The organism is Bradyrhizobium sp. Leaf396, from assembly GCF_001424605.1.
Taxonomy (GTDB): domain Bacteria; phylum Pseudomonadota; class Alphaproteobacteria; order Rhizobiales; family Xanthobacteraceae; genus Bradyrhizobium; species Bradyrhizobium japonicum_C.
In genome coordinates, this window is the sequence record NZ_LMQJ01000015.1 from 1 (window position 1) to 26,232 (window position 26,232).

The 26,232-nt window shown below is 64.9% G+C and carries 27 protein-coding genes and 1 tRNA gene; 15 read left to right on the forward strand and 13 right to left on the reverse strand.

The features are described from left to right. A partial coding sequence (locus ASG57_RS16735) for a chemotaxis protein CheA (protein ID WP_200948564.1) occupies nt 1–1,159 on the reverse strand: 1,159 nt, incomplete at its 3' end. Nucleotides 1,160–1,492: 333 nt separating this feature from the next. Next, nucleotides 1,493–2,146 carry a histidine phosphotransferase ChpT gene (gene chpT, locus ASG57_RS16740; RefSeq protein ID WP_024342270.1) on the reverse strand — a complete coding sequence of 218 codons (654 nt, stop codon included), beginning with the start codon at nt 2,144–2,146 and terminating at the stop codon, nt 1,493–1,495. 198 nt (nt 2,147–2,344) lie between these two features. On the opposite strand from chpT, the gene ASG57_RS16745 reads away from it, so the two are divergent. Continuing rightward, nucleotides 2,345–3,175: a 3'(2'),5'-bisphosphate nucleotidase CysQ family protein gene (locus ASG57_RS16745; protein WP_028146079.1), complete on the forward strand. Its 831-nt coding sequence runs from the start codon at nt 2,345–2,347 to the stop codon at nt 3,173–3,175. On the opposite strand, the gene ASG57_RS16750 is transcribed toward ASG57_RS16745, so the two are convergent. After that, entirely contained in the window at nt 3,169–3,654 is a 486-nt protein-coding gene (locus tag ASG57_RS16750) for a YHS domain-containing (seleno)protein (RefSeq protein WP_024342268.1), read from the reverse strand. The genes ASG57_RS16745 and ASG57_RS16750 overlap by 7 nt on opposite strands. A 138-nt stretch (nt 3,655–3,792) precedes the next feature. On the opposite strand from ASG57_RS16750, the gene ASG57_RS16755 reads away from it, so the two are divergent. The 4 genes from ASG57_RS16755 (at nt 3,793) to ASG57_RS16770 (ending at nt 7,127) form a co-directional block, all read left to right on the forward strand. Beyond that, a complete protein-coding gene (locus ASG57_RS16755) occupies nt 3,793–4,398 on the forward strand; it encodes a DUF1134 domain-containing protein (RefSeq protein WP_024342267.1) in 606 nt (201 codons plus the stop codon). Between the two features lie 119 nt (nt 4,399–4,517). Beyond that, entirely contained in the window at nt 4,518–5,816 is a 1,299-nt protein-coding gene (locus ASG57_RS16760; RefSeq protein WP_024342266.1) for a coiled-coil domain-containing protein, read from the forward strand. A gap of 159 nt (nt 5,817–5,975) precedes the next feature. Next, nucleotides 5,976–6,050, forward strand: a tRNA-Val gene (locus ASG57_RS16765). 303 nt (nt 6,051–6,353) lie between these two features. Next, on the forward strand, nt 6,354–7,127 hold the full coding sequence (locus ASG57_RS16770) for an SDR family NAD(P)-dependent oxidoreductase (protein WP_024342265.1): 774 nt from the start codon (nt 6,354–6,356) through the stop codon (nt 7,125–7,127). 38 nt (nt 7,128–7,165) lie between these two features. Here the strand turns inward: ASG57_RS16770 and ASG57_RS16775 are convergent, their stop codons facing one another. The 4 genes from ASG57_RS16775 to ASG57_RS16790 all read right to left on the reverse strand — a co-directional run bounded on the left by ASG57_RS16775 (nt 7,166) and on the right by ASG57_RS16790 (nt 9,498). Then, nucleotides 7,166–7,843 carry a membrane protein gene (locus ASG57_RS16775; protein WP_024342264.1) on the reverse strand — a complete coding sequence of 226 codons (678 nt, stop codon included), beginning with the start codon at nt 7,841–7,843 and terminating at the stop codon, nt 7,166–7,168. A 134-nt stretch (nt 7,844–7,977) separates the two neighbouring features. Further along, entirely contained in the window at nt 7,978–8,460 is a 483-nt protein-coding gene (greA, locus tag ASG57_RS16780; protein ID WP_024342263.1) for a transcription elongation factor GreA, read from the reverse strand. Between the two features lie 56 nt (nt 8,461–8,516). Beyond that, a complete protein-coding gene (locus tag ASG57_RS16785) occupies nt 8,517–8,999 on the reverse strand; it encodes a hypothetical protein (RefSeq protein ID WP_024342262.1) in 483 nt (160 codons plus the stop codon). 160 nt (nt 9,000–9,159) lie between these two features. Further along, nucleotides 9,160–9,498: a hypothetical protein gene (locus ASG57_RS16790; RefSeq protein WP_057196862.1), complete on the reverse strand. Its 339-nt coding sequence runs from the start codon at nt 9,496–9,498 to the stop codon at nt 9,160–9,162. A gap of 260 nt (nt 9,499–9,758) precedes the next feature. On the opposite strand from ASG57_RS16790, the gene ASG57_RS16795 reads away from it, so the two are divergent. Both ASG57_RS16795 and ASG57_RS16800 read left to right on the forward strand, forming a co-directional pair. Next, the gene (locus ASG57_RS16795; RefSeq protein ID WP_024342260.1) at nt 9,759–9,992 is read left to right on the forward strand and encodes a DUF3551 domain-containing protein; all 234 of its coding nucleotides are present in this window, start codon (nt 9,759–9,761) and stop codon (nt 9,990–9,992) included. Nucleotides 9,993–10,271: 279 nt separating this feature from the next. After that, the gene (locus ASG57_RS16800) at nt 10,272–11,216 is read left to right on the forward strand and encodes a hypothetical protein (protein ID WP_155248711.1); all 945 of its coding nucleotides are present in this window, start codon (nt 10,272–10,274) and stop codon (nt 11,214–11,216) included. 59 nt (nt 11,217–11,275) lie between these two features. Here ASG57_RS16800 and ASG57_RS16805 read toward each other — a convergent pair whose 3' ends face one another. Together ASG57_RS16805 and ASG57_RS16810 are read right to left on the reverse strand one after the other, a co-directional pair. Next, nucleotides 11,276–11,794 carry a hypothetical protein gene (locus ASG57_RS16805; protein WP_024342258.1) on the reverse strand — a complete coding sequence of 173 codons (519 nt, stop codon included), beginning with the start codon at nt 11,792–11,794 and terminating at the stop codon, nt 11,276–11,278. 189 nt (nt 11,795–11,983) lie between these two features. Next, complete coding sequence (locus ASG57_RS16810) at nt 11,984–13,531, reverse strand: acetolactate synthase large subunit (RefSeq protein ID WP_024342257.1); 1,548 nt, start codon at nt 13,529–13,531, stop codon at nt 11,984–11,986. A gap of 258 nt (nt 13,532–13,789) precedes the next feature. Between ASG57_RS16810 and ASG57_RS16815 the strand changes: the two genes are divergently transcribed. Continuing rightward, the gene (locus ASG57_RS16815) at nt 13,790–14,368 is read left to right on the forward strand and encodes a L,D-transpeptidase (protein ID WP_024342256.1); all 579 of its coding nucleotides are present in this window, start codon (nt 13,790–13,792) and stop codon (nt 14,366–14,368) included. Nucleotides 14,369–14,465: 97 nt separating this feature from the next. Beyond that, on the forward strand, nt 14,466–15,272 hold the full coding sequence (locus ASG57_RS16820) for a DUF2927 domain-containing protein (RefSeq protein ID WP_433994156.1): 807 nt from the start codon (nt 14,466–14,468) through the stop codon (nt 15,270–15,272). A 29-nt stretch (nt 15,273–15,301) separates the two neighbouring features. Here ASG57_RS16820 and ASG57_RS16825 read toward each other — a convergent pair whose 3' ends face one another. Continuing rightward, a complete protein-coding gene (locus tag ASG57_RS16825; protein ID WP_024342254.1) occupies nt 15,302–16,429 on the reverse strand; it encodes a threonine synthase in 1,128 nt (375 codons plus the stop codon). A gap of 308 nt (nt 16,430–16,737) precedes the next feature. Here ASG57_RS16825 and ASG57_RS16830 point away from each other — a divergent pair, with 308 nt between their 5' ends. The 4 genes from ASG57_RS16830 to ASG57_RS16845 all read left to right on the forward strand — a co-directional run bounded on the left by ASG57_RS16830 (nt 16,738) and on the right by ASG57_RS16845 (nt 20,313). Continuing rightward, the gene (locus ASG57_RS16830) at nt 16,738–17,994 is read left to right on the forward strand and encodes a GTP cyclohydrolase II (protein ID WP_024342253.1); all 1,257 of its coding nucleotides are present in this window, start codon (nt 16,738–16,740) and stop codon (nt 17,992–17,994) included. Between the two features lie 7 nt (nt 17,995–18,001). Continuing rightward, nucleotides 18,002–19,237: a URC4/urg3 family protein gene (locus ASG57_RS16835; RefSeq protein ID WP_024342252.1), complete on the forward strand. Its 1,236-nt coding sequence runs from the start codon at nt 18,002–18,004 to the stop codon at nt 19,235–19,237. A 134-nt stretch (nt 19,238–19,371) separates the two neighbouring features. Continuing rightward, the gene (gene upp, locus ASG57_RS16840; RefSeq protein ID WP_024342251.1) at nt 19,372–20,001 is read left to right on the forward strand and encodes a uracil phosphoribosyltransferase; all 630 of its coding nucleotides are present in this window, start codon (nt 19,372–19,374) and stop codon (nt 19,999–20,001) included. Nucleotides 20,002–20,100: 99 nt separating this feature from the next. Continuing rightward, a complete protein-coding gene (locus ASG57_RS16845; RefSeq protein WP_024342250.1) occupies nt 20,101–20,313 on the forward strand; it encodes a hypothetical protein in 213 nt (70 codons plus the stop codon). Between the two features lie 15 nt (nt 20,314–20,328). Here ASG57_RS16845 and ASG57_RS16850 read toward each other — a convergent pair whose 3' ends face one another. From ASG57_RS16850 to ASG57_RS16860, 3 genes are all read right to left on the reverse strand, one after another. Next, nucleotides 20,329–20,820, reverse strand: a complete 492-nt coding sequence (locus ASG57_RS16850; RefSeq protein ID WP_024342249.1) for a DUF305 domain-containing protein — start codon at nt 20,818–20,820, stop codon at nt 20,329–20,331. A gap of 84 nt (nt 20,821–20,904) precedes the next feature. Next, the gene (locus ASG57_RS16855; protein ID WP_024342248.1) at nt 20,905–22,014 is read right to left on the reverse strand and encodes a M48 family metallopeptidase; all 1,110 of its coding nucleotides are present in this window, start codon (nt 22,012–22,014) and stop codon (nt 20,905–20,907) included. 3 nt (nt 22,015–22,017) lie between these two features. Next, nucleotides 22,018–23,163: a DUF898 family protein gene (locus ASG57_RS16860; RefSeq protein WP_024342247.1), complete on the reverse strand. Its 1,146-nt coding sequence runs from the start codon at nt 23,161–23,163 to the stop codon at nt 22,018–22,020. Nucleotides 23,164–23,546: 383 nt separating this feature from the next. Here ASG57_RS16860 and ASG57_RS16865 point away from each other — a divergent pair, with 383 nt between their 5' ends. Both ASG57_RS16865 and ASG57_RS16870 read left to right on the forward strand, forming a co-directional pair. Then, complete coding sequence (locus tag ASG57_RS16865) at nt 23,547–24,812, forward strand: cytochrome P450 (protein ID WP_024342246.1); 1,266 nt, start codon at nt 23,547–23,549, stop codon at nt 24,810–24,812. 125 nt (nt 24,813–24,937) lie between these two features. Then, nucleotides 24,938–26,212 carry a cytochrome P450 gene (locus ASG57_RS16870; protein ID WP_024342245.1) on the forward strand — a complete coding sequence of 425 codons (1,275 nt, stop codon included), beginning with the start codon at nt 24,938–24,940 and terminating at the stop codon, nt 26,210–26,212. Nucleotides 26,213–26,232: the final 20 nt, after the last annotated feature.

Genomic DNA, 26,232 nt, shown 5'->3' on the forward strand with positions numbered 1-26,232 from the left:
CACGGGAAACCTTCCTGTTAGGACGCGGGAGATTGACGGCGCAGCGTCGCACCCGATCGGCGGARTTGCGCACCATGTGGGTGAGCGGGTCCTTGATCAGGTCGAGCACCTGGCGGTCGAGCTCGGTGTCGGCGCCGTGCATCTCCAGCTCGATCTGCTTGCCGAGTTCGCTCGAGAGRTCGCGGACGATGCGSGGCAGCTTCTGCCAGGCATTGCCGATCGGCTGCATGCGCGTCTTCATGACGCCTTCCTGCAGCTCGGCGGTGACGTTGGAGAGGCGCTGCAACGGCACCTTGAACTCGGTGTCCTCGTTGCGGCGGGAGATCTCCAGGAGCTGGTTGCGGGTCAGGACCAGCTCGGAGACCATGGTCATCAGATGCTCCAGCGTATCCACGTTGACGCGGATCGACTGGTTGGCGATGCGGTCGCCCTCGCTCGCCGTCTCGTCGGCGATCGACTTCTTCGGCGCGGCCCTCTCCTTGGCGGGCTTGGCGTCCGCGACAGGCGCTTCGGCGGCGGGCTCGGCCTTTGCCACGGGCGCGGGCGCCGGCGCTTCGATCGCGGTCTCGCGGAAGGCGCGCTCGAGCTCGTCGAGCGAGACCTCGCCCGGACGCAACGGGCGCTCCAGGGTCTGCTCGATCAGCGTGCCCGTGGTCAGCTCTTTTGCGGGTGCGGGCGCAGCGGCAGCCGGCGGTTCCGGCGCCAGCGGCGGGGCATCGGCRACCGGCGTAACGGCACCGGCCATTGAACCTGCAGCCGTTGAACCGGCAGCCATGGCCGCCATGCCCTGCTCGACCATCGCTTCCAGCTTGTCGATGAGGTCGCGGTCGTTACCCTCGGGCTCCGCTTCGGTCGCCTCCAGGCCTGCCAGGATCTCCTTGATGCGGTCGATCGAGGACAGGATCACCGTCACCGCCTGCCCGGTCACCGGCATGCCGTCRCGGAATTTGCCCATCAAGGTCTCRCCGGCATGCGCCAGCGCTTCCAGCCGCGGCAAACCCAGGAAGCCGCARGTGCCCTTGATGGTGTGGACCAGGCGGAAGATGTTATCCAGGATCTTGGCGTTGTTCGGCTCCTGCTCGAACTTCACCAGCTGATTGTCCACGGTGTCCAGGCTCTCGCTGGTCTCCGTCAAAAACTCCCGCAACAGATCATCCATGANGGTGTGGACCAGGCGGAAGATGTTATCCAGGATCTTGGCGTTGTTCGGCTCCTGCTCGAACTTCACCAGCTGATTGTCCACGGTGTCCAGGCTCTCGCTGGTCTCCGTCAAAAACTCCCGCAACAGATCATCCATGAAAACAGGCCTTCATACAGGAAGGGCGCGCACGAGGCGTGATGCGCCATTTCGGAATGAGGCCAGCTTCACCGCAAAGCGTTTAATATTGGTTGAGTATGTGCAAAAGAACGGAACCAACAAAGATATAAGGCGCCGCGGACAAGCCGAAGCGCCTCGTAAAGATTCAATTAACGTGCCGAGCGCAACGTTGCTTCACGAAGCGGTAACGGTGATGGCTTCGCCTTCAGGCGCGAGCTTCACGGTGAGTCCGCAAGCCTCTGCCAACAACCGCGTATAATAAGGCTGGATCGCATGCGCATCCGCGGCAGGCCCGCGCTCGCCGCTCAGGAGCTCGGAGATGTTCTGCGGCAGGCGCGCATTATGCCCGCTCGCAGTGATCCGGAAGCTCATCGTCTCACCCTCGCCGATCGGGTCGACCGTCAGCATGCCGCCGCGCGGGATCGTATGTTGAGCGACGACCAGCATGTTGAGCAGCAGCTTGACGCGATTCTTCGGCAGCAGGAGCCGCGGCAAATTCCAGGTGATCGAGCACTTGCCGTCCTCGATATGGCCGCGCGCCATGGTCTGGGCATCACCGAGATCGATCTGTGCGCCGGATGAGCCGGCCGCGCCGAATGCAAGGCGGCAGAACTGGAGCCGGGCCGAGGCGGTCTTGGCGCTCTTGCGGATCAGGTCGAGGGCAAACTCGCGGTCCTCGGGCTTGGGATCGTCGTCGAGCACTTCGAGCCCATTGACGATGGCCCCGACGGGGCTGATGAGATCGTGGCAGACCCGTGAGCACAAGAGCGCTGCGAGTTCGAGCATATCGGGAGCAGTAGCGGTCGCGGGCGACGAGGCGTCAGACATATAATGGGGTCCTGGAGGGTTCCTGGAATTGCACGGCGCCGGGCGCCGCGAATCACGCATGCTTGACGGATGCTGCGGGTTCTAACACTCGCAAGCCCGCGGCAGCTAGCTTGCGATCGGTTCGAGCGGGCCATAATGCCCCAGTCGAATCGATCGGGGCGAATCAGTGACGAGGGACGGATCGCCGATGAATGAGGCATGCAAGTGAATCGGATCGTTGACGAGTCAGCCGCCTTTGGCCTGATGGAGCCGCTGACGGCGCTGGTGGTGAAGGCGGGCGAGGCGATCCTTGCCGTCAACCGCGCCGCCATGCAGATCGAAGGCAAGCAGGATGGCTCGCCGGTAACGGAGGCCGACCTTGCCGCTGACCGCATCATCGCAGACGGCCTCGAGCAGCTCGCGGGCGACCTTCCGACGCTGTCGGAAGAGCGGACCCAGCTCGCCTCGCCGCCGTTTCAGGGCAGCTTCTTCCTGATCGATCCGCTCGACGGCACCAAGGAGTTCGTCGCCGGTCGCGACGAGTTCACCGTCAACCTTGCCCTGGTGACGGAAGGCGTGCCGCTGCTCGGCATCGTCAGTGCGCCTGCTCTCGGACTGCTCTGGCGCGGCATCGTCGGCCGCGGCGCGGAGCGGGTAGATTTCAACGGCGCGACCATCAGTACCGCCAAGCCCATCAACACCCGCAAGCTGCCGGCGCGCGGTGAGCCCTGGATCGCGGCGGTGAGCCGCTCGCATGGCGACCCCAAGAGCGAGGCGTTCATCGACAGCAGACCCAATGCGGTCAGACGGACCGTCGGCTCGGCCGTGAAATTCGGCCGAATCGCGGAAGGCAGCGCCGACGTCTATCCCCGCTTCGGACCGACCTCGGAATGGGACGTCGGAGCCGGCGCTGCTGTCGTGGCCGCGGCGGGCGGCAGGGTGACCGATGGCAAGGGCGGCGAGCTCCGCTTCGGTCAGCGCAGCGATACAGGCTTCATCATTCCGGACTTCATCGCCTGGGGCGATCCGCAGGCGGTAGGCTGCTACTGACCGAGCTGTTCCCGAAGCGCCGGCCAGCGCTTGCGTACCTCATAGAGGAAGCGCTCCGGATTGGCGACGAAGGCGTCGCGATTGGCTTCCCGGCTGAACAGATAGAGCCGCTGCGCCACGATCGCGAAGAAATAGGGATTGCCGGCAATGGTGACACCGCGGGCGATATCGGCCGGATCATAGCCGCCGAATTGCGGCCCGTAGATCTCGGGATGGGCCAGGAACGAGGCCCGGTTGCCCTCGTTGCGAAAGCGCCAGACCGCGCCCCAGAGGTTCGCCTCGAACTCCGCCGTCCCCTGCATGGCCACCCCATCGACGAAATAGGCCACGGGGTCGAACCCCTCGATGGCAGTGCCGGTGAAGCGATTGACGACGATCCGCTCGGTGGTGGCAGCCTTGGCCGGCACCACCGCGCCGGCGATCCAGAGGCCCGCCAGCAGACACACGAGGCGGCCGATCAAGGCAATTCCGGGGCGCAAAGGGCTATCTTCCTGCCGTTGTGCCGTCATAGTTGCTGCGGATAACATCCGAGTCGAGGGGACATCCGGCGCAACCTAGAGCCGTGCCTATTGGCGTCAGGTTAAGGAAGCGACCGGATTCGGTACCAGGGGTTCTTTATGACTTTCGCATCACGCCTTGCAGCGCTCGCGCTTGCCGCGATGGTAGGCTGGATCGTGCCGGCCTCGGCCCAGAATGCGCCGCCGCCTGACCTTCCGCCGCCGCAGCGAACCCCTACGCCCAATACCTACGGCCCGGACGAACTCGTCGGCGCCGGACACCGCTTCTTCGGCAACGTCTCGCGCGGGCTGGCCTCGATCATCGAGAAGGCAGTCAGCCAATGGGGCCTCCCCAACGGCTACATCCTGGGCGAGGAAGGCTCCGGCGCCTTCGTCGCCGGCCTTCGCTACGGCGAAGGCACGCTCTACACCAAGAACGCCGGCGACCTCAGAGTCTACTGGCAGGGGCCCTCGCTCGGCTTCGATTGGGGCGGCGATGGCGCGCGCACCATGACGCTCGTCTATAATCTGCCTGCGACCAATGCGATCTATCAGCGCTTTGCCGGCATCGACGGCTCGGCTTACATCATCGGCGGCTTCGGCATGACGGCCCTCACTGCCAACGACATCGTGCTGGTGCCGATCCGCTCCGGCCTCGGCCTGCGGCTGGGCGCCAACATCGGCTATCTCAAGTACACCCCGCGCGCGACCTGGAACCCATTCTAGGATCGTCGCCTCCCATTCGGTGACGGATCAAGGTTAACGACAGTCCAGGGCTGGCTTTTTGCCGGCCCCGCATGCATTGTCGTTGGTAAATTTTTCCTTAGCTCTGGGAGTTCTGGCCCATGGTCGAGCCGATCATGTACCTGGCGATCGGTTTCCTGCTCTCGATGCTGTGCGGGCTCGCGATCGTGCCGCTGGTGCATAACCGCGCGGTGCGCCTGACCACGCGCCGGCTCGAGGCCGCCACGCCGCTGTCGATGGCCGAGATCCAGGCCGACAAGGACCAGCTTCGCGCCGAATTCGCCATGTCGGCCCGGCGCCTCGAGATGAGCGTCGAGCAGCTCAAGAACAAGACAACGAGCCAGCTCGCCGAGCTCGGCAAGAAGAGCGACGCCATCAACCGCATGAAGATCGAGCTCGGCGAGAAGAATGCCACGATCTTCGCGCTGGAGGCGCGCGAGAAGGCGGTCAAGGAGCAGCTTCGCGCCACCGAAGAGGAGTTCAACGCCAAGACCGCAGCCTTGCGCGAGGCCGAGATCGCGCTGGCCGACAAGCAGGCCGAGCTTGCCAAGATCAACACCGAGCTGTCCGACCGCTCGATGATGGCGGAGAGCCGGCAGGTCGAGCTGATCGCCGTGCGCACGCAGATCGAGGAACTGAAGAGCCGCGTCGGGGATGCCGAGAAGGAATTTGCCGCCACGCAAGCACGCCTCGCGCAGGAGCGGATTGAATCCGAGACTGCCTCGCGCGAGCTCGGCGAGGCGCGCGGCCGCGTCGAGAATCTGAGCCAGCGCGTCACCGAGCTCGATCGCCAGCTCATCATACAGGTCAAGGAAGCCGAGATGCTGTCGGCGCGTGTCGCCGATCTCGAGGGGCGCCTTGCCACGCAAGGCAAGCTGCTCGCCGAGCGCGACTATGAGAACAACCAGCTGCGCCAGGCCAATGACAGCAACGAGCGCACCATAAAGGAGCTGCGCGTTGAGATCGCCGCGCTCAGCGGCGGCAGATCGTCCGCTGCGATGGAACAGCTACGCGCGGAAAAGTCCGCGCTGGAGGAGCAGCTACGCACCGCGCGCGACGAGCGCGCCAAGCTCCAGCGCGACATCAACGCAATTCAGCAGCAGGCGGAGAGCTCCTGGGCGACCGAGCGCATGGAGAACGCGCTTCTGCGCGAGCGCATCAACGACATCGCGGCGGAAGTCGCCAAGCTCGCGATGCAGCTCGAAGGCCCGAACTCGCCGATCGAGGCGCTGCTCGCGGCCGAGGCCGGCCAGCCGGCGAAACCGGCACCGCGCCCGGCCAATGATGCCGCGACCAACGGCGCCCCCGCGGCCCGCCTGCCCGAAGGCGGCGGAACGCTCGCCGAGCGCATCCGCGCGCTCCAGGCCCACGCCTCCCGCGCCCGCCAGCAGGGCGCGTAACCGGCCGAAACCCCGGCCTCGCTTGCCGAGGGCGTGTCCTGCCGCAGGTTTTCCGCCGCTGCACCGCCTGAAAACTTGACACCTCCGGCCCGCACTTCTAAATCGCGGGCTCCGATGTGCCGGCCGGCCGAAAGTCACGGCCAGCTGTACGATGGTCCCGGGCGCATAGCTCAGCGGGAGAGCGTTCCCTTCACACGGGAGAGGTCCAAGGTTCGATCCCTTGTGCGCCCACCATTCATCTTCGTGAACCAGACCGGCTGTTGATGACCGCCGACGGGCATGCGGGCTGCCGGGTGAACCGCCCCAAGCAAAAGCGCGAAAACAACCCCATGCACAGTAGCGGCATCAGCCGGATCAATGGGTGATATGCATTCTCTTTTCCCGAATATGCGTTTGACGCGTCGGGCAAAGCAGCGGCAGAATGACACGATGGTCGGAGTGCCAACGTGGATCGGCTGGAACGCGAGGCACTATCAGGATCGGCAGTAATGCGCGGGCGGCGTAGAGCGCGTCCAGGAACACTTGAAGGAGCAGCGCATGGCGATCGTATTCATCACCGGCAGCACGGACGGTCTCGGCCGCGCGGCGGCACAATCGCTCCTCGATCAAGGTCACCGCGTCGTATTGCACGCGCGTTCGGCTGATCGTGCCGCAGCACTCGGCGGGCTCGCCTCGCGTGCCGCGGGGCTGGTAGCCGGAGATCTCGGAAGCGCAGCAGAGACGAAGAGCATCGCGGATCAGGTCAACGCGATCGGACGGATGGACGCGGTCATCCACAATGCCGGCGTCTATACGCGGCCAAGTCGCGGCTCGACGCCGGAAGGTCATGCCGAAACCCTGGCCATCAACACGCTTGCGCCGTACATGCTGACGGCGCTGATCGAGCGGCCCGGCCGATTGGTGTATCTCAGCAGCGGATTGCACCGCGGTGGCGAAGGCTCGCTCGACGACCTCGATTGGACGAAGCGGGCCTGGGACCCGGCCAAAGCCTATGCCGAGAGCAAGCTGCACGTCGTCGCACTTGCCTTCGCGCTGGCGCGACGCTGGCCCGACGTCCTGAGCAACGCGGTCGATCCGGGTTGGGTGCGCACGAAGATGGGCGGTGCGGGCGCGCCGGTCGATATCGACACCGGACAGCGGACTCAGGCCTGGCTCGCAGTGAGTGAGGACTCCCGTGCCAAGGTGAGCGGCCGCTACTGGCATCATCTCGAGCAGCAGCAGCCGGCCGGCGAGGCAACCGATGAAGAATTTCAGGACCGGCTGATCGAGAAATTGAGCAAGCTGACGGGCGTTGAGCTGCCGGCGGTCTGAGCGGGCACCGAATACCGACGATCCGATTGTCGCCTCTCTCAGGCAACCCGCTGCGCTCGCAAGGCCGCATAGAGACCGACGAGCGTCCCGATCGCGACCAGCGCTGCTGCCAGCAGCAGCTGCAACTGCCCATCATCGGTGGGGCCCACCGCCGACACGAGTCGCGTCACGATGACGAACAGAACTCCCACGGCTGCCGTAGCACCTACGCAGAGATAGACGAGCTCTCGCATCAGGTTGCCGCCGAGAAGTCCGAGCGCGGTGAAATACATCGCGCAGGCGTTGGGGTGAACGAACAGGGCAATGCGCGCGTAAGGACCGTAGGCGTGGAGGAGTGACTCACATCGGCGCAGCGCCGCTTTCGAGGCAACCCGCTGCAAGAGCGGCCTGAAGAAACGCGCCTGTCCGTAGCTCAAGACGGCACCCAGGATGATGGCGAGCCACGCCACGGCAAAGACGGAGACATCCGCGGACTTCGGATTGAGCGCCACGGACATCAGGATGAGGGCCGTGCCGGGAAAATAGCCGAAATACGGGAAGACCGACTCCAGGAGCACGCAGACGAACATGAAGGCCGGAAACCACCACGAACCGTTCGCCCCCTGGACGATGGCGTTCAAGTCGAAGAGGTTCGTCTTGTACAGGACGAGGTACATGCATACGGCCAGCCCAGCCAGCGCGTAGAACGGCAACGCTCCCGACAGAAACCGTCTCATTCGACCGAGCTTTGTTTCGCGGACAAGGCGGAGACCATCGAGATCAGGACAAGAGAAGGAAACCCGTGGCGGATGCTTTAGGCGAATGAGATCGCTCCTGTCGATAGCAATCCTCGCGATCCGTCTGACCGCGCCTACGCGATCGACAGAATCTCGATCTCCTGCGCACCCGCGCCCACGACATCGCCAACCGCCCTTCCCATCAGCGACCTCGCGACCGGCGAGACGAACGAGATCGATCCCGCTTTCGGATCGGCCTCATCCTCGCCGACGATGCGATAGGTCTGCACGCGACCGTCAGCGCGGCTGAAGGTCACGGTGCTGCCGAACGCGACGACGTCGGTCGAGACTGAGGTGGGAACAACCTGCGCGGTGCGTAAGCGTTCGGCAAGATAGCGGGCGTCACGCAAGGGCACCGCCGACTGCCGGCGTTTTTCGTTGACGTCCTCGATGGCTTGCGCGGCTTCATAGGCCGCGCGCGCGTCGGCAAGCTGCGCCTGCAGCGCCTTGAAGCCTGCCTCCGTCACGAGGTTTGGATGCGGCGAGATCGGACGGTCCGGCAACAGCGTCTCGGACGCGGTTTCGGCGCTCTCTTCCTTGGTGAAGGCAACGCTCAATTGAAGATCCTGTCGAGCTGTCTGACGACGACCCAAACGCCGCCGATTGCCCGAGATTATATCTCAAGTTCGACGAAACGGCGGAGCTTGAAAACCACGTCCGGCAGGGCCTGGCGGAACCGGGTCGCGTTCTGGAAAGTGGTCGAGAACGGCGCGAAGGTGAGCATCGCGTTCCAATTCCGGTAGCCATAGACCGTGACCGACACGCCGGAGGCCGGAAAATCCTCCAGCTTGCGCAGTTCGCCAAGCACGAGATCGGCGATCGCTTCGGCCGGCAGCAATTGCTTGCCGTCACGCGTGGTCGCAATTTTCGATGGCGCTTCGACCGCATTCGTTGCAGCCGGCGCGGCATCGGGCGCAGGCTCGGAGCTGGCGGGCGCAGGATCGGCTGGGGATGGCTCGACCGCCTCGTCCGCCGGTGCTGTCGGTGGAACCTCGGTGAGCAGCGGCGGAGTGATATTGTCTGCGCGCTTGTTGCCTCCCAGGATGCTGCTGATCATGGCGACCAGGCCAGCATCCTTCCCGTCGTCGCTCGTCATTCCCCAAGCTTCCCCCAAGACATCGGCCTATTGTAGCACCGGACTTGCCGATCGCCACAATCGAGCCTCGGACACGCCTGGCCAAGGCCCCTATTCCATAGGCCCCCTCGACCACATCAGCGGCGCAAACGCTCATGGCGTCGCGCCGCCGCGCGATCCGCTACCGCTTATCGAACGGAATATACTGATGGTACTGCTTCGGGACCGAGCTGCGGTAGCGCGCAGGCACGGTGCCGGTCTCGACCGAATGATCGATCTCCTGCTGCCGCGTCATCTTCTTCTTCGCCGGCTTCTTCGACGCGCTCTTCTTGGTGTCGGTGGGCTGGCTGGCGCTGTCGGTGGTCGCGGTTGGCGCCGTCGTCGCCCTGGCCGGCGGAGCGGTTGTCGCCGCAGGCGTGGAGGTTCCACCGGCGGCCGGTGCGCCCTGCGCCAGGGCAAGCGGCGTTTGCATCACGAGCACCAGCGCTGCCGTCGCAGCCAGCAAGTATGACTTCTGCATCAGAACCTCCAAAATTGCCCTGTCCGAATGAGGCAAGCCTAGTCCCGCGGGATCGAGGCGTGCAAGTTGGCCGAGAATAGGTCGGAACATGGGGCCCAACTGTGGTGGAGATCACATTGTCTGTCGCGGGCTGCGTCACGATGTACCTCACCTCGAACGCATCCGGCGTCGCGGACACCAACACTGGCATGACCGTGCATCAGACAGTCCACTGGGAACGCCACGGCACGGCCGTTCCACCCCAATCGAAGGAGATTGAAATGCGTCGCACCATCCTCACGCTTGCATCGTTTGCAACCTTGATCGCCGCGTCATTGTCGGCGGCACCGGCCCAGGCCGCGAACGACAGATACTGCCTGCAAGGCCGCAGCTGGGGCTATCCCGGGAACTGCCAGTTCGCCACATACCAGCAATGTGCCGCCACGGCTTCCGGCACGTCGGCCTTTTGCGGCATCAACCCGCGCTACGCCTATTCGCAGCCTTACTACTACTGACGAAAGGGCGGCTGAAGCATAGCGGCGTGCGTGAAGGCGCACGCCGCGCGCCTTGGGCGGATCCGCTCACGCGGCGCTCTACACTTTCACTCAAACTCCATCGCGAGCAGCTACATCGCCAGCGCGCTGTTCGCGCGAGGTGCCAAGTTGCCACAACCGGCCGTCAATCTCCTGCGCAGGCGAGATTACGGATTGCCTCGCTTGCAGCAAGCCCCGACAATCCGCCTCGAGATTCTCATTCCGATTCGCAGACATCGGAACAGGCAGGCTGAGGGCGTCGTGCACAGGGCAGCATTCTTCGCATCCGGCCTGTTCATGCTCATCGCTCCGGCAATCGCCGCCGATCTGCCGGTCAAGGACGTCAGGACTCCCGAGCCGCCCAATCTCTGGCAGATCGAGGTCGGCGCACGGTACTGGTACAGCATCGGCCGCACCGCTTACGACCTGCACACCACCGGCTCGCGGTCTTCTCCGGTCATCTCGCGGCTCGACTATCACAACATGAGCACGCATTCGGGAGAGGTCTTCTTCCGGGTCGACAGCCCCATGAAGTTCTTCGTCAAGGGCTACGGCGGATATGGAGGTATCACGGGCGGCACCATGAACGACGAGGATTTCCCGCCGTTCTTCAACGGGCCGTACACGAAGACGCAGAGCCAGACACGCGGCTTTCTGAGCTACGCCAGCCTCGATATCGGCTATTCCTTCTACGAATCGCACCCCGTCAACGCGGAGCCGCGCCTGCGTCTGGGTGCCTTCGTCGGCTACCATTACCGCGGCGAACTGGCCGACGCATGGGGGTGTCGGCAGACTGTGTCCGGCGGTCAAATCTGCGAAGGAGCCGACGCCCTCGCCGGCAGCGTCAAGGTCATCACAGAGCGCGATATCCTGCACACCGTACGCGCCGGCGCCGTGGCCGATCTCTGGTTTACGCCGGCGCTCAAGCTGACCGTCGATGCCGCCTACACCTATTCCGACGTGAGAGCTTTCGACACGCACTACTTTACCTTCGGGACCGAGCCCTCTCGCGGCTACGGCCACGGCTTCCAGCTCGAGACGGTGATGTCCTATGCCGTTACGCCCAACGCGAATGTGGGAATCGGCGCCCGGTACTGGCACACGGGGATCAACGACTTCACCGAGCCCCCGGGCGGAGCGGGGCAGGCGCAGACCTATCAGGTCGACCGATACGGCACATTCATCCAGAGCAGCTTCAAGTTCTGAGCGAGGAGGCTCGGGGTCCTCGCCAACAGGACCGCGGGACGTGCTGTTCGCCAGCGCCCTCACGTGGCCCCGGCAAGGTCCGCCTCGCCCAGCTGCTTGGCGAACCACACCGCCAATGCCGGGTCGGGGGCCCCGCCGAAATAGACGTCCGACAGCGTGACGCCGGGTTTATCCAGCACCAGCAGCACGCCGATCGTGTAGGCGAACCAGACATGCGGGTCGGTGAGCGCCCTCAGCTTGTGCTCGTCGTGCTCCAGCGGCGTATGATTGCTTGCCTTGCGGATCTCGATCGCGAGCAGATTGTTCGGGATCTCGCGCTGATGCACGACGACGTCGGGGTAGATCGACTTGCCGAGATGGTCGTCGGTCGAGATGATGCTGCCGTGCGGCAGGTGCAGCGTGCGCTCGCCGAGACGGTCGTAATTGCAGTCGACCGACCAGCCTGAAAAATGCTTCTCCAGATGCACGGCAAAGCGGTGTGTGATCGCGCGCTCGCCGACGTCCTTCTCGAACAGAAAGCCCTCGTGGGCATAGAAGTCCCGGAGCGCTGCGATCACCTTGTTCAGCTCGGTCTGCATCGTGCCTCCGGGCCCATCACGCGCACGCAAGAGTCGGTAGCCCGGATGAAGCGTAGCGCAATCCGGGATTCTCGCAAAAACACACCAGCCCCGGGTTACGCGGAGCCTGTCATCGGGCGGCGCTTGCGCCGACCCGTTGGCTCCATCCGGACTACATGAGGCCGGAATTGGCGGCGCAACCGGCCAGGCCTATATCTGGACTTCGATCAGGCGCGGCCCGGGTTCGGCGACGGCTTCGGCCAGCGCCTTGTTGAACTCGTCGGCATTGGTGACGGCGCGGCCCGGCACGCCCATGCCCTTCGCCATTGCCACGAAATCCAGCGTCGGGCGGTCGAGCCTGAGCATGTCGTTGGCGCGCTGGCCGGGCTCGCCGGCGCCGACATTGTCGAACTCGCCACGCAGGATCTGATAGATGCGGTTGGCGAACACGATGGTGACGACGTCGAGGTTCTCGCGCGCCTGCGTCCACAGCGACTGGATGGTGTACATCGCGCTGCCGTCGCCGACCATGGTGATCACCTTGCGATCCGGACAGGCGATCGCGGCACCGATCGACAGCGGCGTCGAGAAGCCGATCGAACCGCCCATGTTCTGCAGCCAGTCGTGCGGCGCGGCGGCCGCCGTCGGCGGGAAGAAGGCGCGGCCGGTGGTGAGGGATTCGTCGACCAGGATCGCATTCTCCGGAATCGCGTAGGCAATCGACTGCGCAATCGAGGCGTGGGTCAGCGCGCCGGTCGGCTTGAGCAACTCCTGCAAAGCCTGCGGCTTGACATCCTTGGCGCTGGCCTTCACGGCGTCGGCGAGGGCCTCGAGCGCGGCGACCGAGTTCTCGCCCCACGAGGTCATGCGATGCACGTCGCAGCCTTCGGGCCGCAGCACGCTCGGCTTGTTCGGATACGCAAAGAACGCCACGGGATCGTCGGACTCGACCAGCACGATATGGCGGAACTTCGCCAGCATCGGCAGCGCCTGGTCGATGACATAGTGGATGCGGTCGATCGAGAAGCGCCCGCGGCCGCGCGCCATCTTCGGGCGGAAGGTCGGCCCCATCACGGTGCAGCCGGTCTTGCCGGCGATGCGCTCGGCGAGTGCCAGGCCTTGCTCGCTGAGCGCGCTGCCGGTCATCAGCAGGAGCGTGCCTTCGCCGTCGCCATGCAGGATCTTGGCGGCCTGCTCGACCGCCTGCGGCGAATAGCTGGCGCGCTGCTGCTCGGCCGGAACCTCGGCGATGCCGTCGGCCTCGTTCCAGGCGGTGTCGGCGGGCAGGATCAGGGTCGCAATCTGCGGCGGCGCGCTCTTGGCGGCGGCAATCGCGGCGGCGCCGTCAGCGGCGACCGATTTGGCATCCGGCGAGGTGCGGACCCAGGACGACATCGGCCGGGCCAGGCCCTCGATGTCGGAGGTCAGCGGCGCATTGTAGCCGATGTGATAGGTGGCGTGCTGGCCGACGATGTTGACGATGCCGGAATTGGCCTTCTTGGCGTTGTGCAGATTGGCGAGGCCGTTGGCGAGGCCCGGACCGAGATGCAGCAGCGTCGAGGCCGGCGTTCCCTTCATGCGGAAGTAGCCGTCGGCGGCCCCCGTCACCACGCCTTCGAACAGGCCGAGCACGCAGCGCATACCGGGCACGCGGTCGAGCGCTGCGACAAAATGCATCTCGGAGGTGCCTGGGTTGGTGAAGCAGACGTCCACCCCACCCTTGACCATCGTTCGCACCAGGCTTTCCGCACCGTTCATCCCAAGCTCCTGCAACCGGCCATAACCAGATATCCGTCGGGATCAATCATTGTTCGCGCGTTCCGTCAAAGCAATAGCCGCCATCGCGGCCCTGCCCCGCGCGACGGTGCGCCGGTTTGGCTAATGGTTTCCGGCAAATTGTGGTTGCCGATTCGGTAACGCCAAAGGTTAAGCATGGCTCACGGGCCCGTGGCTTGCGGAATGCCTGCAAATGTGGCCTGTGGCATTCATTGAATCGATTTCTTTCCGGGGGAGACAATGATCCGGTTTTTTGCCGCGCCGATTGCCGCCATCGCACTTCTGTCGGCCACGGCAGCCGGCGCGCTCGCCGAGGAGTTCGACACGCGCGACATCATGGGCGGCGGCCCGAACTTCTTCCGTTCCGGCGCCAATCCCGTTCCCCGCACGACCGTCATGTACAATGGCAACTACGCCCCCGGCACGATCGTGGTGAACACGAGCGAGCGCCGGCTCTACCTGGTGCTCCCCAACGGGCAGGCGCTGCGTTACGGCATCGGCGTCGGCCGCGACGGCTTCCGCTGGGGCGGGGTGCACAAGATCACCGCCAAGAGGGAATGGCCGGACTGGACCCCGCCGGCGCAGATGCTGGCGCGGCGCCCCGACCTGCCGCGCCACATGAAGGGTGGTGTCGACAATCCGCTCGGGGCGCGCGCCATGTATCTTGGCTCGACCCTCTACCGCATCCACGGCTCCAACGAGCCCGAGACGATCGGTCAGGCCGTGTCCTCGGGCTGCTTCCGCATGACCAATGACGATGTGACCGACCTCTATAGCCGCGTCGCCGTCGGCACCACCGTCGTGGTGCTGAACAACTAGGCGCGGCACGCGACTGGGGCGCAACCCGTACGGCGCGTGAATTTGCGGACTTGTGCGCGCGGGGGGAATGCGGCAGCGTCGCGATACGATGAGCGCAATGAATCCGCCCTCGCCTCGCCTTCGCATCGCCTTCCTCGCGCTCGCCGCGTTCACATTGGTGCCTGACACCGCACCCAGGGCCGCCGCGGGCGAATTGCCCGCGATCTCCTCGCGCCAGCGAACCGAGAAGAAGACTTTCACCGACCGCGAGATCGTCGAGGGCTTCCTGAAGACGGCGTTCGGCGCCGAATATCACCTCGCCGGCCGTGTCGACCGCATTCGCAAGTTCGACGGGCCGGTGCGCGTGTTCGCCGAGAGTGACCGCGCCGATCGCAAGACGCAGCTCGCCAAAGTCGTGTCTGACATCGGCACACGCGTGCAGCATCTCGACATCGCCATGACCGAGACCAGGGAGGCTGCGAATGTGCGGGTGAAGCTGGTGCGCGACCGCGACCTCTTCCGCACCCTCACCAGCTTCTACGGCGCCGAAAAGGCGCGTGAGATCCGCTCCTCGCTCGATCCGCAATGCCTGTCCGGCTTCCGCAAGAACGACAGCTTCGAGATCGAGCATTCCGATGTCATCCTCACCGTCGACAACGGCGACTTCGTCTTCCTCGACTGCGCTTATGAGGAGCTGCTGCAATCGCTCGGGCCCATCAACGACACCGCGAGCGTGCCCTGGACCATGTTCAACGACAACGTCTCGATGGGCTATTTCGACGTCTACGACCAGTACATCCTCAATCTGCTCTACGATCCCCGCGTCAAGGCGGGCATGACGGTCGCGGAGGTCAAGGCGGTGCTGCCCGCGGTGCTCAAGGACGTGCGCGCCTGGGTGAAGCGGGTAAATGATCTGAAGGAGTGAAGTCGGTCGTCATTGCAAACCGCACGGCCCTATTGCACGAGATCGGCGACGGTCGTTGCAGCCTTCAGCCCAGTGCCGGTGAGGACCGCCACCGTGGTCTCGGTCGGCTTGATCGCACCTGCGGCAGCGAGCTTGTCCAGCGCGGCCGCCGCGCTGGCGCTGGTCGGCTCGGCGAACAGGCCCTGGCGGGCGAGACGGCGCAAGGCGGCGACGATCTCGTCCTCGGTGAGCGCAATGGTGCCACCGCCGCTCTCGCGCAAGGCGCCGATGATCTCGCGCAGGCGCAGCGGATTCTTGATCGCCGTGCCCTCGGCGATGGTCTTGTGCACCTCGCGCGCGACGGGCGTATCGACACCGGCCTTGAAGCTCGCATCGATCGGCGAACAATTGAGCGGCTGCGCCGCGAACAGGCGCGGCAGCTTTGCGATCTGGCCAGCCTTCAGCAGCTCGCGGAAGCCGAAGGCGCACCCCAAGAGGCTGCTGCCGGCGCCTACCGGGACGATGACGTTGTCGGGCGAACGGAAGCCGAGATCTTCCCACATTTCATAGGCCAGCGACTTCGTGCCTTCGAGGAAGAAGGGCTGCCAATTGTGGCTGGCGTAAAATGTCTGGCTGGACTGGCGGATGGCCTCGGCTTCCGATTCCTCGCGCGGTCCTTCGACGAGTTGCACCTCCGCCCCGTAGGCACGCACCTGTGCGATCTTGGCGGGCGAGGTCGAGGCGGGCGCGAGGATCTTCACGCGCATGCCGCCGGCGGCGCCCAGCCCAGCCATCGACGAGCCGCCATTGCCGGAAGAATCCTCGAGAATGGCCGAGATGCCGATCTGGCGCAGGAAGGACAGCATCACCGCCGAGCCGCGATCCTTGAAGCTGCCGGTCGGGTTGAACCATTCGAGCTTGAACAACGGGCGCAGATCGCCCCAGGCCTGCTGCAGCAGCGGCGTGCAGCCTTCGCCGAGCGAGACCGGGCTCTTGATCTCGACCGGCAGCGCCGCCCGGTAGCGCCACAATGAGCGCGTGCGGCGCTCGATGTCCTCGCGCGAAATTCCGGCGCCCGGCGTCACCAGCAGCGGCGTGCGCTCGTCCGAGCACCAGCGCGGCTGGTCGAGGCGATAGAGCCGTCCGTTGCGGGGATCGACATAGCTGGCGGCGGGCATGGCAGTCTCCAACGCAGGCGGCCCGTACGGACCCGCCCGCACAGCCAAACCATTCAGTTCCTTGAAAACACGAAAACTGACAATATTTCAATCTCTTGAAGTGACTGCGCGTGCGCCGCCGCGAGATCGGCAGGCGTCAGGGAACCGGCCGCAGGCCGCCCTGTCCGCCCGGCACGATTAACTTGTCTGTCGTCGCAGCCCGCTACACTATGTTGGATTGAGCTTGCGTCGCCGGCGCTTCCAGTCCCGCAACGCAAGCGAGCCAGGCCCGTCCGAGCGGCGGGCCGTGGCTTTTTGGGAGCCTGGACATGAGCCGCGCGAACCGTACCGACCACATCCGCCTGACCTCACATCCGGAGCCGGGCCGGAAGGCCGCCTTTCCGATCCACTGGGGCGCCGCCGATGCCCGCGCCCGCGGGCCGATTGTCGGCACGGTGTCGCGCACCGGGGATCGCAACGTGATCGGCAGCCATGGCGGCTCCTATGCGATGTACCGCGCGCTCGCGGTCTCCGCCGGCGCTCTCGATCCGATTCGCAGGCCCGACCTCACCAACACCTTTCCGGCCGCGACCATCGGGCCTTTCGAGCAATGGCGCGATCCCGCAAAGATCGTCGCGCTCGATCCCTGGGGGCATCTGGTCGCGGAAAACTTTCGCCCGGAGATCACCGAGGGCGCCGACATCCGGCCAAGCATCGCGGTGACGCGGGCGCGGCTGGACCTGCCGGAGATCCGCGAGGCGCTCGCCGCAAAGCGGCTGCGTGCCGACGGCGACGTCGTGCACGCCAATGGCAGCGTCTCCGTTGTGAAGATCGCGATCGATCCGGTCTGGCATCTGCCGGGGCTTGCGGCGCGCTTCGGCACCGGCGAGACCGAGCTGCGTCGCACGCTGTTCGAACAAACCGCCGGCATGTTTCCCGAACTCGTGACACGGCCGGACATGAAGGTGTTCCTGCCGCCGATCGGCGGCACCACGGTCTATCTGTTCGGCGACGTGACGAAACTGCCCGATCATCGCACCAAGATCACCTGCCGCGTGCATGACGAGTGCAACGGCTCCGACGTGTTCGGCTCCGATATCTGCACCTGCCGTCCCTATCTCATCCACGGCATCGAAGAATCCGCGCGCGGCGCGCAGGAGGGCGGGCTCGGGCTCGTCGTCTACAACCGGAAAGAGGGCCGCGCGCTCGGCGAGGTCACCAAGTTCCTGGTCTACAATGCGCGCAAGCGCCAGGAGGATGGCGATGCGGCCGCGGCGTACTTCGAGCGCACCGAATGCGTCGCCGGCGTGCAGGATGCACGCTTCCAGCAACTGATGCCGGATACGATCCACTGGCTGGGGCTCAAGCGGATCGACCGCTTCCTGTCGATGAGCGACATGAAATACGACGCAATGACCTCGCAGGGCATCGACATCGTCGAGCGCGTGCCGATCCCGCTGGAGCTCATTCCCGCCGACGCCCATGTCGAGATCGCCGCGAAAAAGGCCGCCGGCTATTACTCGACCGACATCGCGCCGGAGAAGGACGTGAATGGCGTGGTCGGGCGTTCGCTGGAAAAGTACTGATCGCGCGATGGACGCTTTGGAAATGCAGGCACGCTCGCTGCTCACCGCACACGCGGTGCGCGCGCGGGCGGGCCAGATGCTCGAACTCGGCCTCGCCGGCAGGCTCACACATTTCGCGATCGATCTCGACCGTATGGACGGCGTCGCGGAGGCCGTGCTCACGGTCACCCGAAAAGCCTATCCGACGCTGGACGTTCCCTTTCATGCGCGCTGGCGGCACTTCGTGCTTGGCGGCGCCGATCGCTGGGCGCGGCTGGCCGACGCTGCGTCCTGGCCGGATCGCGCGGCGCGGGCGCGCTCAGAATTCGATCTTGCCATCGTCAGCGTCCTGCTCGATGCCGGCGCGGGCGCTGCGTGGCGCTACCGCGATGCGGTGACGGGACAAGCCATCGGCCGCTCCGAGGGGCTCGCGATCGCAAGTCTCGACATGTTCGCAGGCGGGCTCTTCTCGCATGATGCCGGCTCTCCGTTCAGGGCCGATGCGGATGTGCTCGCAATGCTGCAGGCCGCGGCACTCGCATCCGCCTTTCAGGCGAGCGATGCCAATCCGCTGCTCGGGCTCGAAGGACGTACCGATCTGTTGCGGCGCCTTGGAAAGCTGGCCGCGGATCGTCCAGAGGTCTTCGGTCTGCGCGATACGCCGCGGCCGGGCGGGCTGTTCGATTACATCGCCGCGCAGGCCTCAGGCGGGGTCATCACGGCGCCCGCCATCCTGTCGGCGGTGCTGAACCAGCTCGGTCCGATCTGGCCCTCGCGGCTCGAAATCGCAGGCATTCCGCTCGGCGATTGCTGGCGGCATCCAGCGATCACGGCGGATGACGCGACCGCAGGTCTCGTGCCGCTGCACAAGCTGTCGCAATGGCTGAGCTACTCGCTGATCGAGCCCCTCCAGCGCGCCGGCTTCGATGTGACCGACATCGACGGCTTGACCGGACTTGCCGAATACCGCAATGGCGGCCTGTTCGTCGATCATGAGGTGCTGCGCCTGCGCGATGCCGCCGACGCCCAGCGCGCGCATGCGGTGGATTCGCTGCTCGTCGTGGAGTGGCGCGCGCTGACGGTCGCGCTGCTGGATCGTCTTGCCGAACTCATTCGCGCCAAGCTCGGCCGCACGCCCGAGAGGTTGCCGCTCGCCAGCATCCTCGAAGGCGGCACCTGGGCCGCCGGCCGCACGATTGCCTTTTTGCGACGCCCCGATGGTTCGCCGCCGCTGAGGGTGATCAGCGACGGCACGGTGTTCTAGAATGGTCTGCGATTTGCGACCACGCGCGTCATTGCGAGCGCAGCGAAGCGATCCAGAATCTTTCCGCGGTGACAGCCTGGATTGCTTCGCTGGGCTCGCAATGACGACTCGGTGAATTTGAGGAGCATCCGACCATGGAAGGCGTCACGATCGTCGATCATCCCCTGGTGCAGCACAAGCTGACGCTGGTGCGGGACAAATCCATCTCGACCAAGTCGTTCCGCGAGCTCATCAAGGAGATCGGCATGCTCCTGTGCTACGAGGTGACGCGCGACCTGCCACTCACCGACACCGTGATCGAGACGCCGCTGGCGACGATGCACTCGGCCAAGATCGCCGGCAAGAAGCTGGTGTTCGTGCCCATGCTGCGGGCCGGCACCACCTTCGTCGACGGCATGATGGACCTGGTGCCGACCGCGCGGGTGGCGCATATCGGGCTCTACCGCGAGCCGCACAGCTTTGCCGCGGTGGAGTATTTCTTCAAATCGCCGTCCGATCTCGGCGAGCGGCTGGCGATCGTGGTGACGCCGGTCGTGGCCACCGCCAACACCGCCGTCGCCGCCATCGACCGCCTGAAGGAGCGCGGCGCCAGGGACATCCGTCTCGCCTGCCTGATCGCCGCGCCGGAAGGCCTTGAACGGCTGCGCGGTTTCCACCCGGACGTGCCGATCTGGACAGCTGCGGTGGACGAAGGCCTCGACGAGACCGGGTTCATCCTGCCGGGCCTGGGCGATGCGGGCGACCGCGCCTACGGAACACGGTAGCGCTTCCCGGCGCAGCCGCGGCTAATTCGTTCTGTCGCAGTGCGCTCGTGGAACAGCTTGCAGTGCGCGAGGTTCTCCCCCTGTGCAATGGAGAGCATGATGACTCATCAGAATGACGACCCCAGGACTGACCGTGCGCGCCGCAACAGCCCGGTGGGCTGGGCAGTCGGCGCCATCTTCGTGATGGCCGTGGTCGCCGTCGTCTTCTTCTACAATGGGCGCGAGATCGGTCCGCAGACCACGACCTCGAACCCGAATACGGCGCCGAACGTCACCACCGGATCGAATCCGCCCGCTGCGCCTGCGAAATGATGCAATCGCGGCGCGTCATGTCGGCGGCCTCGGAGGCAGGTCCTTTGCGTCGGCCGACGGCGGCTTCTCTTTGAGATCGGCGATCAGGCGTTTCATTTCGTCGATCTCCCGCACCTGCGCCTCGATGATATCGTCAGCCAGCTTGCGAACGCGGGGATCCCTGATGCGCGCACGCTCGCTCGTGAGCACCGCGATCGAGTGATGCGGGATCATTGCCTCCATATAGGCGACATCGGTCACCGTCTGTTGGCTGCGGACCAGCCAGAGCGACGTCAGGAACACCGCGGCGCTGCCCGCGAGAATGGCGATGTTCGCGGTCCGGTTCCTGTACATGCTCCACATGAAGCCCAGCATCAGTGCGGCCATGACGGCGCCCATCAGCAGCGCCATCCAGGTTCGGGTCTGGCTGTACCAGACGTGATCCAGGGCAAACGTGTTGAGGTACATCAGGCCGAACATGATGACCGTAGAAGTCGCGATCATCGCGGCGAAGCGACCATAGCTCATGTGGAACTTCCCAATCTCCGCGTCGAAAGGATAACTTTGCTCGGAGAGATCGTTCCTCGCCGCGGACAACCAGTCTGTGGACCGTCACACCTTGCCGCTGCCGCAGATCCCCTTCAGGGCCTGCCATTCCTTGTCGGTCAAGAGCGGCGCGCCGCTGGCGGGACGATCTTCCTTGGTCATCCGCGCGAGGCGATCCTCGGTGAGCGGGTGGCTGGCAAGGATATTTGTCAGACCAGAGCCGCCTTCCTTGCCCGTGATGCGGAACATCAATTCGGCTGCGGGCTTGGGCGAGCGGCCGAGCGCATGCATGATCTCGATCGCAAACGTGTCGGCACCGGTCTCGGCTTCGCGCGAATAGGAAGCCTCGACCAGGCTGCGCGAGGCGAAGATCACGGCGGAGGAGCCGGTGACGTCGCCGAACAAGAGCCCGATCAGGAACGAGGTGCCGCCGTTGTAGATCAGGCCGCGCATGTTGTCGTGATGCTTGAGATGGCCGAGCTCGTGGGCGAGGATGCCGGCGAGCTCGTCGGGAGTCTCGGCCTTGTCTAGCAGGCCCTTCAGCACGAACACCTTGCCGCCGGGCAGCGCAAACGCATTCGGCACCGAGGTTGGCAGCACGCCCGCCGTCATGCTGTCGTCGAGGCCGGCAGCATCGCGCAACCGGTTGACGAGCTTCGTGAACGCCGCCTTGCCCGCGGGATCCTCGCACACCTTGCGGCCGAAAAGCGCCTTCATCTGAACCTCGGCCGCATCGCCGATGCGCCGTTCGACCGGCTTGGGCACCAGCGGGGCGAGCCGGTCGGCGGCGAGCGGCACGCCGAACAGGACGACGCACACGATGGAGACGGCGGCGGCCACCGACCAGCCCACGATCTTGGCGACACCGCCGCGCGTCGTCCGGTGTTCGTCGAGCCGCAAGCATCGCGTGGTCAGATCCGCGGCCAGCGCGGCATCTCTAATCTCCAGCCGCGCCAAGGACGGCGCGGAGGTCGAAGCCAGGCGCAAGACCCCGGCCGGACTGTCGGCGCGGCGGATATCCGCATAGGCCCAACGGACGGGCGCTGCGCCATCCTCGAGGATTTCGAGCGCATCACCGAGCGTCAGCGTCACCTCGCGCCTGCGGCTCGAGGTGCCGTCGAAGAAGATGGTCGGCCTGACCGGCTGCGCCGGAGCCTCGGTCAACAAATCACTCACGGCTTAGAACCCTGCAACATCCAGTCCATCGGCAAAGCCCTCGCCGAGCGCGCCCGCGAGCTGGGCGCTGCCACGCACATCCGCGGCGGCCGCGATGTTGTGCACCTCGATCGTCTCCAGCACCTTGGCCCAGAGATCGCGCTGGAGATAGACGCGCATGACGATGTTGATGGCAAGGGCGAGCGCAAAATAGCCAAGCACCATTATCACCACCATCGGGATGCTCTTGGCAGCATTGTCGCCCCCAAAGACCTCCTCGGCCGGAACGCCGCTCAGCGCGACGAGCAGAAAGGCGCCACCCGCAATATAAGCGATGAAGGCGATCGTGAGCAGCGTCCACCACCCCACCACCTTCCAGTACAGGCCGTAGAACGCATCGTGCGGCAATCGCGAGGACAGGCTGACGTCGCCGATGCGAATGCCGTCGAGCCACCAGCGCCATTGCCGCGCCTTGAACTCGGCGAAGAAGAACGGCGCGAGCGGAAAGACGACGAGTGCAATCGGGCTCAGCAGCCACAGCCACCAGGCGCGCTTGAAGAACGTCCAGCCGTCGCCTTCGAAATCACCGGTGAGATTGCCGTAATGGGTATGCTGCATCTTGTAGCGCTCGAGCGCGGCATCCCGCCAAGGCAATGCCAGGCCGAGCGTCAGGAGCACCAGCAGGCCCCACAGCATGGCGCGGAGGGAGTAGGCCCAGCCCGAGCCGTCCATCCAGAAGCGGACACCGCGCCAGATCGTGCGCGTCAGGCGATAGCGTCGCGCGCGAAAGATCGCGAACTGGCCGAAAGCGTAAAAGGCTAGGAACAACGGCACCGAGGCGAAGGCCTGCCAGCGCTCGAACTCGATGCCAACAAGGAAATAGGCAAGATAGATCGGCACCAGGATCGCGAGCGCCACCAGGAAGCCGACCAGGAGCTCCCTGGCGCGACCGGTATATTCAGCGGAATCGCCGTCGAGCGCTGTGTGCGCCCACAGATGTCGGCGGATGTCGGTGACGAGCCAGAACCGGTAGAAGCCGAAGGTGACGAGCTCGAGCAGGGCACCCTTGGTGACCAGTTTGCGGAACTCGGAGCGGTTGCCGGTGAAATCGACCCGCGCCGGCGGCAGCGGCGGGGGCAGGGGTTCGGAACCGACGGGGGCCCATTGCATATCGTTCACGGCAGCAACCTCGGGATGCGGGTACCTTGCGGTCAAACTATAGGTTAGAGGTTAGTCGATCCCCAACAGGGGCGGGTTCGATTTCGCTCGATTCCAGGAGGTTTCTGGCACGATTCCAAGACAAACGGTGTGCGGGGGATCACGCTCGTCGTGTCCCGTAGCCCGGATCGAGCGGAGCGCAATCCGGGACAGTGTCGATTGCGGCCGCAATCCCGGACTACGCTCTCGCTTCATCCGGGCGACGCGCCCTGCCCACTCAGCTGGATGTGGCAAAACTCTCCCTTGCCCCGGCGCCGACAACCGGCTGTAATTGCAAATCAAATACCGTCGCGCAGAATTCAACGACGCGCGGTTCACGCAGGGAGAGAGTGGTCATGCATGGGACCATCGAGAGCGCGGCCAAGCTTGACGTGCTTCGCGCGCGCGCCACGTCACTGCCGCTGGAGCAGTTCGATCCGGGCGATCCTGAACTGTTCAGGACCGATACGTTCTGGCCCTATTTCGATCGCCTGCGCCGGGAAGACCCCGTGCACTATTGCAAGGACTCGATGTTCGGGCCGTATTGGTCGGTGACGCGCTACAACGACATCATGGAGATCGAGACCAACCATGCGGTCTTCTCCTCGGCCTCCGCGCTCGGCGGCATCACCATCCGCGACATCGATCCGGACCTGCGCCGCGAGAGCTTCATCTCGATGGATCCGCCGCGCCACGCGGCCCAGCGCAAGACCGTGGCCCCGATGTTCACCCCGACGCATCTGGACAATCTCGCGATCAACATCCGCAAGCGCTCGGCCGAGTGCCTGGACAACCTGCCCCGCGGCGAGGTGTTCGACTGGGTCGATCGCGTCTCGATCGAGCTGACCACGCAGATGCTGGCGGTACTGTTCGACTTCCCCTGGGAGGACCGCCGCAAGCTGACGCGCTGGTCGGACGTCGCCACCACCATACCCGGGCCCGGCGGCCTTGTGGCCACCGAGGACGAGCGGATGGCCGAGCTGACGGAATGCGCGGCTTATTTCTCGCGGCTCTGGAAGGAGCGCGCCGAGCAGCCGCCGAAGAGCGACCTGTTGTCGATGATGGCGCATGGCGCCGCGACGCGCGACATGGACGCGAAGAACTTCCTCGGCAATCTGATCCTCTTGATCGTCGGCGGCAACGACACCACCCGCAACACCATGTCGGGGTCGCTTCTCGCCCTGAGCCAGCATCCGGAGCAATATCGCAAGCTGCGCGACAACCCGGATCTGCTCGACAGCTTCGTGCCCGAGGTGATCCGCTGGCAGACGCCGCTGGCGCATATGCGGCGCACTGCGCTGTCCGATTTCGAGTTCCGCGGCAAGCAAATCAAGAAGGGTGACAAGGTCGTGATGTGGTACGTCTCGGGAAATCGCGACGAGGAGGTGATCGAAAGGCCCTACGATTTCATCATCGACCGCGCTCGCCCGCGCACGCACCTCTCCTTCGGCTTCGGCATCCACCGCTGCGTGGGCCTCAGGCTTGCCGAGCTCCAGCTCAAGATTATTTGGGAAGAGATTCTCAAGCGTTTCGACCATATTGATGTGGTCGGCGAACCCGCGCGGGTCTATTCGAGTTTCGTAAAAGGTATCGAGACGCTGCCGGTGAAGATCGCGGCATAGCAATCTCCCCTCCCGTTCTTGCAGGGAGAGGGTCGGGGTAAGGGCTCTCTCCGCGAAACCGCTGAGACACGGTCGCGGAGAGCCCCCTCGCCTGGCGAAGAAGAGAACCAACTGGAGCCATGAGCATGAACATCCAAGCGCCGATCAAAGTGCACAAGGCCGAACGCCTGCGCAGGGCGCGCGAGGAAGCCTATGCGACGCCGTTGTCGCAATTCCACCCCGGCGCGCCCCGGCTGTTCCAGGACGACACGCTGTGGCCGTGGTTCGAGCGGCTGCGCAAGGAAGAGCCGGTGCATTACTGCACGAACGCGCCCATCGAGCCCTACTGGTCCGTGGTGAAATACAACGACATCATGCATGTCGACACCAACCACGGCATCTTCTCCTCGGATTCGAAGCTCGGCGGCATCTCGATCCGCGACGTGCCGGAAGGCTACGACTATCCTAGCTTCATCGCGATGGACCAGCCCAAGCATTCGGCACAGCGCAAGACCGTCTCGCCGATGTTCACCCCGCAGCATCTCGACGAACTCGCCAAGCTGATCCGGCAGCGCTCGCAGACAGTGCTCGACAATCTGCCGCGCAACGAGACCTTCAATTTCGTCGAGCGCGTCTCGATCGAGCTGACGACGCAGATGCTGGCGACCCTGTTCGACTTCCCATGGGAAGAGCGGCGCAAGCTGACGCGCTGGTCGGATGTCTCGACCGCGCTGCCAAAAAGCGGCATCGTCGCCAGCGCCGAAGAGCGCCGCCGCGAGATGGACGAGTGCTACGCCTACATGTCCAAGCTCTGGAACGAGCGCGTCAATTCCGCGCCGCGCAACGATCTCTTGTCGCTGATGGCGCACAACGAGGCGACGCGCCACATGGATCCCGACAATCTCATGGGCAACATCATCCTGCTCATCGTCGGCGGCAACGACACCACGCGCAACACCATGACCGGTTCGGTGCTGGCGCTGAACGAGAACCCTGAGCAATACGACAAACTGCGCGCCAACCCGGCGCTGATCGATTCCATGGTGCCCGAGGTGATCCGATGGCAGACGCCGCTGGCACATATGCGGCGCACCGCGTTGCAGGACACGGAAATCGGGGGCAAGCACATCAGGAAGGGCGACCGGGTCGTGATGTGGTACGTCTCCGGCAACCGGGACGAGGAGATGTTCGAGAAGCCGAACGAATTCATCATCGACCGCCCGCGGCCGCGCACGCACCTCTCCTTCGGCTTCGGCATCCACCGCTGCGTGGGCATGCGCCTCGCCGAGCTGCAGCTCCGCATCGTCTGGGAGGAGATGCTGCAGCGGTTCGACCGCATCGAGGTGGTCGGCGAACCGAAGCGGATCTATTCCAGCTTCATCAAGGGATATGAATCGCTCCCGGTGCGGATTGCGGGGTAGGCTCTCTCCTCCGTCATTGC

Excerpts from the sequence above, each read along its gene's own strand:
- chpT (WP_024342270.1), bottom strand. The coding sequence starts at position 2,146 with ATGTCTGACGCCTCGTCGCCCGCGACCGCTACTGCTCCCGATATGCTC.
- ASG57_RS16745 (WP_028146079.1), top strand. The coding sequence starts at position 2,345 with ATGCAAGTGAATCGGATCGTTGACGAGTCAGCCGCCTTTGGCCTGATG.
- ASG57_RS16755 (WP_024342267.1), top strand. The coding sequence starts at position 3,793 with ATGACTTTCGCATCACGCCTTGCAGCGCTCGCGCTTGCCGCGATGGTA.
- ASG57_RS16760 (WP_024342266.1), top strand. The coding sequence starts at position 4,518 with ATGGTCGAGCCGATCATGTACCTGGCGATCGGTTTCCTGCTCTCGATG.
- ASG57_RS16770 (WP_024342265.1), top strand. The coding sequence starts at position 6,354 with ATGGCGATCGTATTCATCACCGGCAGCACGGACGGTCTCGGCCGCGCG.
- ASG57_RS16775 (WP_024342264.1), bottom strand. The coding sequence starts at position 7,843 with ATGAGACGGTTTCTGTCGGGAGCGTTGCCGTTCTACGCGCTGGCTGGG.
- ASG57_RS16785 (WP_024342262.1), bottom strand. The coding sequence starts at position 8,999 with ATGACGAGCGACGACGGGAAGGATGCTGGCCTGGTCGCCATGATCAGC.
- ASG57_RS16790 (WP_057196862.1), bottom strand. The coding sequence starts at position 9,498 with ATGCAGAAGTCATACTTGCTGGCTGCGACGGCAGCGCTGGTGCTCGTG.
- ASG57_RS16795 (WP_024342260.1), top strand. The coding sequence starts at position 9,759 with ATGCGTCGCACCATCCTCACGCTTGCATCGTTTGCAACCTTGATCGCC.
- ASG57_RS16805 (WP_024342258.1), bottom strand. The coding sequence starts at position 11,794 with ATGCAGACCGAGCTGAACAAGGTGATCGCAGCGCTCCGGGACTTCTAT.
- ASG57_RS16810 (WP_024342257.1), bottom strand. The coding sequence starts at position 13,531 with ATGAACGGTGCGGAAAGCCTGGTGCGAACGATGGTCAAGGGTGGGGTG.
- ASG57_RS16815 (WP_024342256.1), top strand. The coding sequence starts at position 13,790 with ATGATCCGGTTTTTTGCCGCGCCGATTGCCGCCATCGCACTTCTGTCG.
- ASG57_RS16820 (WP_433994156.1), top strand. The coding sequence starts at position 14,466 with ATGAATCCGCCCTCGCCTCGCCTTCGCATCGCCTTCCTCGCGCTCGCC.
- ASG57_RS16825 (WP_024342254.1), bottom strand. The coding sequence starts at position 16,429 with ATGCCCGCCGCCAGCTATGTCGATCCCCGCAACGGACGGCTCTATCGC.
- ASG57_RS16830 (WP_024342253.1), top strand. The coding sequence starts at position 16,738 with ATGAGCCGCGCGAACCGTACCGACCACATCCGCCTGACCTCACATCCG.
- ASG57_RS16835 (WP_024342252.1), top strand. The coding sequence starts at position 18,002 with ATGGACGCTTTGGAAATGCAGGCACGCTCGCTGCTCACCGCACACGCG.
- upp (WP_024342251.1), top strand. The coding sequence starts at position 19,372 with ATGGAAGGCGTCACGATCGTCGATCATCCCCTGGTGCAGCACAAGCTG.
- ASG57_RS16845 (WP_024342250.1), top strand. The coding sequence starts at position 20,101 with ATGACTCATCAGAATGACGACCCCAGGACTGACCGTGCGCGCCGCAAC.
- ASG57_RS16850 (WP_024342249.1), bottom strand. The coding sequence starts at position 20,820 with ATGAGCTATGGTCGCTTCGCCGCGATGATCGCGACTTCTACGGTCATC.
- ASG57_RS16860 (WP_024342247.1), bottom strand. The coding sequence starts at position 23,163 with ATGCAATGGGCCCCCGTCGGTTCCGAACCCCTGCCCCCGCCGCTGCCG.
- ASG57_RS16865 (WP_024342246.1), top strand. The coding sequence starts at position 23,547 with ATGCATGGGACCATCGAGAGCGCGGCCAAGCTTGACGTGCTTCGCGCG.
- ASG57_RS16870 (WP_024342245.1), top strand. The coding sequence starts at position 24,938 with ATGAACATCCAAGCGCCGATCAAAGTGCACAAGGCCGAACGCCTGCGC.